Origin of the sequence: Gelidibacter pelagius, from assembly GCF_017581925.1 — a bacterium.
Lineage (GTDB): Bacteria > Bacteroidota > Bacteroidia > Flavobacteriales > Flavobacteriaceae > Gelidibacter > Gelidibacter pelagius.
In genome coordinates this window covers 1-2,941 of record NZ_JAGEVG010000046.1, presented here as the reverse complement: position 1 = coordinate 2,941, position 2,941 = coordinate 1, and the positions used below count along the sequence as shown (strand labels likewise).

General features: G+C 36.8%; 3 protein-coding genes. All 3 read right to left on the bottom strand.

Annotated features, from left to right (window positions below; genetic code table 11):
* Positions 1-211 precede the first annotated feature (211 nt).
* The 3 genes from J4051_RS18695 to J4051_RS18685 all read right to left on the bottom strand — a co-directional run bounded on the left by J4051_RS18695 (position 212) and on the right by J4051_RS18685 (position 2,499).
* Positions 212-946, bottom strand: coding sequence for a PRC-barrel domain-containing protein (locus J4051_RS18695; RefSeq protein WP_208235410.1), 735 nt, complete (start codon positions 944-946; stop codon positions 212-214).
* Positions 947-958: 12 nt separating this feature from the next.
* Entirely contained in the window at positions 959-1,597 is a 639-nt protein-coding gene (locus J4051_RS18690) for a hypothetical protein (protein WP_208235409.1), read from the bottom strand.
* A 434-nt stretch (positions 1,598-2,031) separates the two neighbouring features.
* The gene (locus J4051_RS18685) at positions 2,032-2,499 is read right to left on the bottom strand and encodes a hypothetical protein (protein WP_208235408.1); all 468 of its coding nucleotides are present in this window, start codon (positions 2,497-2,499) and stop codon (positions 2,032-2,034) included.
* Between the last annotated feature and the right edge of the window lie 442 nt (positions 2,500-2,941).

The window sequence follows — 2,941 nt, the reverse complement described above, 5'->3', positions numbered from 1 at the left end:
ATTTAAGTGAATATTACACAGCTGCAAAGCTTTATCCAATAAGGTTTTGCGGCATTTTTTTTGGAAGACTTGCGGATTCAAGGAGCTATCGGGACAACCATCAAAACTCAATGCGCTTCGCTTTTGAGTTTTGGGTTTCACTAAAAAAAGAGAACCCACCGATGGTGAATTCTCTTCTCAAATATTATCTCCCTAATCTAAATGGCAATACCTATAGACCAGGCGTCCGCTTTTTAAAGCGTTTATCGTCAAACTCTCTACGTTTGTAAAAATTGTCGTCGTCATAAACCTCGTCATTTGATCGTCGCTGGCTTAATTCGATCTCATCTTCAATAAGAACGTCATCATCAACCCTTGGTCTGGATGCATCATGTGTTTCCAATGTTCCATACGTCACATCCTTATCAATGTCATGATGGTAGCGTCTAATCTCTTCTCGAATGATTTCTCGTAAACGAATTTCATCCTTAAAGACGTCTAAATCCCTGCTATCAGCACTTCCTGTACGTCTACGTTGATAAGAACCCAAAACTTGATTTTCATAAGCCCTATTAATGTTTCCTCCTTTTCGGTATCGCTTGGTTTCTGAAAACGTACGGTGGTCTATGATATCTGTATAAACATAATTGGAGTCTTCATTTAAATCGACCAAGCCAATAGGAATAATAATATGATTCTCGCCATCCTTATTAACAAACTCTCTTACTTCTGTCTGGACTGGCCTTCCGTAAGGATCGTATTTGGCATCAATGATGCTTTTATCCACTTCGACATCAAGATATACAACGCGCTCGGCCTCTTTATTGACCAGAAGATTATCTACCTTACCAATCACACGATTGTCAATGTCCTTAACATCCCAGCCTCTAACATCTGGGTAGCCATCTGAAATCTTATAATCAGAAAGCTCATCAATATAATAAAGGTGTTTATTTTGTTCTGCCATAATGATCTGTTTTTAATTATTCATTGCTTTTAGGACATCCCTACTCTTCTGTAAAAACTGAGTAATGTTGTCCTGCTGTTTATCCATACTGATATAACCATCCATTTCTGAGGTCACTTGTTTCAAATCAGCAACTTGTGATTGCAGTTCAGGATAACTCTTTATTTGGATGTCTTCCAATACTTTTGCAACCTTGTCGCTCGCAGTTTTAAAGTTTTTCGCAGATTCCGCGCTACTTAGCGGACTTGAAACCTTGGTGATCAACATTGAGAACTCCTTCAAATCAGTTAATGCCTGTGAATCCTCCACGTTGTTTTCATCTGCCTTTTTTGCAACTGCTTTACATAAATTGTAGTACGCTTTCTTTGTGTACGATGAATCCAAAGCGATACGTGTCGAATCACGAATCGACCCTTCAAAGGCTGTGTATTGGTCATAAGCAGTTCCAGGCGCGTAGGCGCCTCTTGTGTCTAATGGCTTAGTGTCAGGTTCTACCACCTGTTCATTGATGACACCATCATCAAAGTCGTCGTTATAATCATCACGTTCTTGATTCGCATAAACCAAATACGCAATAATCCCCAAAATGACTAGAACCACGAGAATCCATGGCCAAATTGGTTTTTTCTTTTCAATTTTAATCTCTGCCATAATTATATTTTTTAGTTAATTGGAATTTGAATTTGGACACATCTTCGTGCACTTCTAAATTTAATATTACCTCATCCTAAAACTATGCTCATTCAATTAAAGTTTTAACTCGAAAAGACTGGATGAGAAAGGCTTAAGATTTAGGAATACTATTAAATTTAAACATTCTTTCACTTACATCCATAAAATCCCAATTGATCCTGGCGTATGCATCCTTATGTGCTACTCTTAATCCTCTTCTTTAAAAATGACTTTCTCGAAGCGTCAAATTGTTTGAAATAACACAAAAGTGTTTGAAATAACACAAAAGCCTATTATTAGCGTTTATAATTATCCCAATCGCGTCTTTTCTTAAAAAACAGCCACCTAGCATTTGAAAAGATTGAAGCAATAAACTTTCTAGCTCAACTTAAAGTAGAACATCTCCAAATATTCTATTTTCTTAGGTCATTGGCTCTCGACCATTTTTTATAACGCTCGTATTGAGAGTCGTCTAGGATATCCTTTAATATTTTATCCTCCTCTTTTATTTTTGCATTGGCAGAAAGCAACTTAAAAGCGTCGTCCTTCTCAGATTCTTTCCAAGTCTGTAGGGCATTCTCATAACGCTGAATTTGATCTTCGGTCATATCAAAGGCCGAATACAAATCTTCTTTTCTTTTCGGATTGTCCAAATTCCAGTTCTCACCTAAACTATCGGTCACTTTATCTTGGTTGATATAACTTCCTTCTATGGTATCAAAATTGCCCGTGGTTTGATAATTGGTGGTATTGGTTATCTCCTTATTTTCAGGAATCGTCGTCCCAGTAGTACTGTGATCTGGAGAATTGTTCTTACTAAAATCACAGGACATTAATAGGGACGTGACAACGGGGACGAATAATTGATGATAAATTTTCATAATGTCTGATTTTTGGTTCTTTATAAATTTACAACTAAGAAGAAGTGTTTCTTTTCTCAATTGCTAAAAAAGTTGTCTGTAAAGGAATTTGTGGTGGATGGAGGGAGGATGATAGTGGGTAGTGTGGATAGTGGGTAGTGGGTAGTGTGAATGTCCCTGAATGAAGTTGACCCTTATTAATGATTCGTTATTCGTTGTTCGTTATTCGTTATTCGTTATTCGTTATTCAAAAATCAACAATCTTCAACCTTCAACAATTAATCACTCCTAAACCCTCGAATCTTGAATCTTGACTCGTGTTTCTATTTTATTTTGTCTTGACTCCTGGTTCTTTATTCTTTTCTCATGTTTCTATTTTCTATTCTCTTTTATCTTTATTCTTTTCTCCTGCTTCTTGGCTCCTGGCTCCTTGCTCTTTATTCTTTTCTCCCGTTTCTATTTT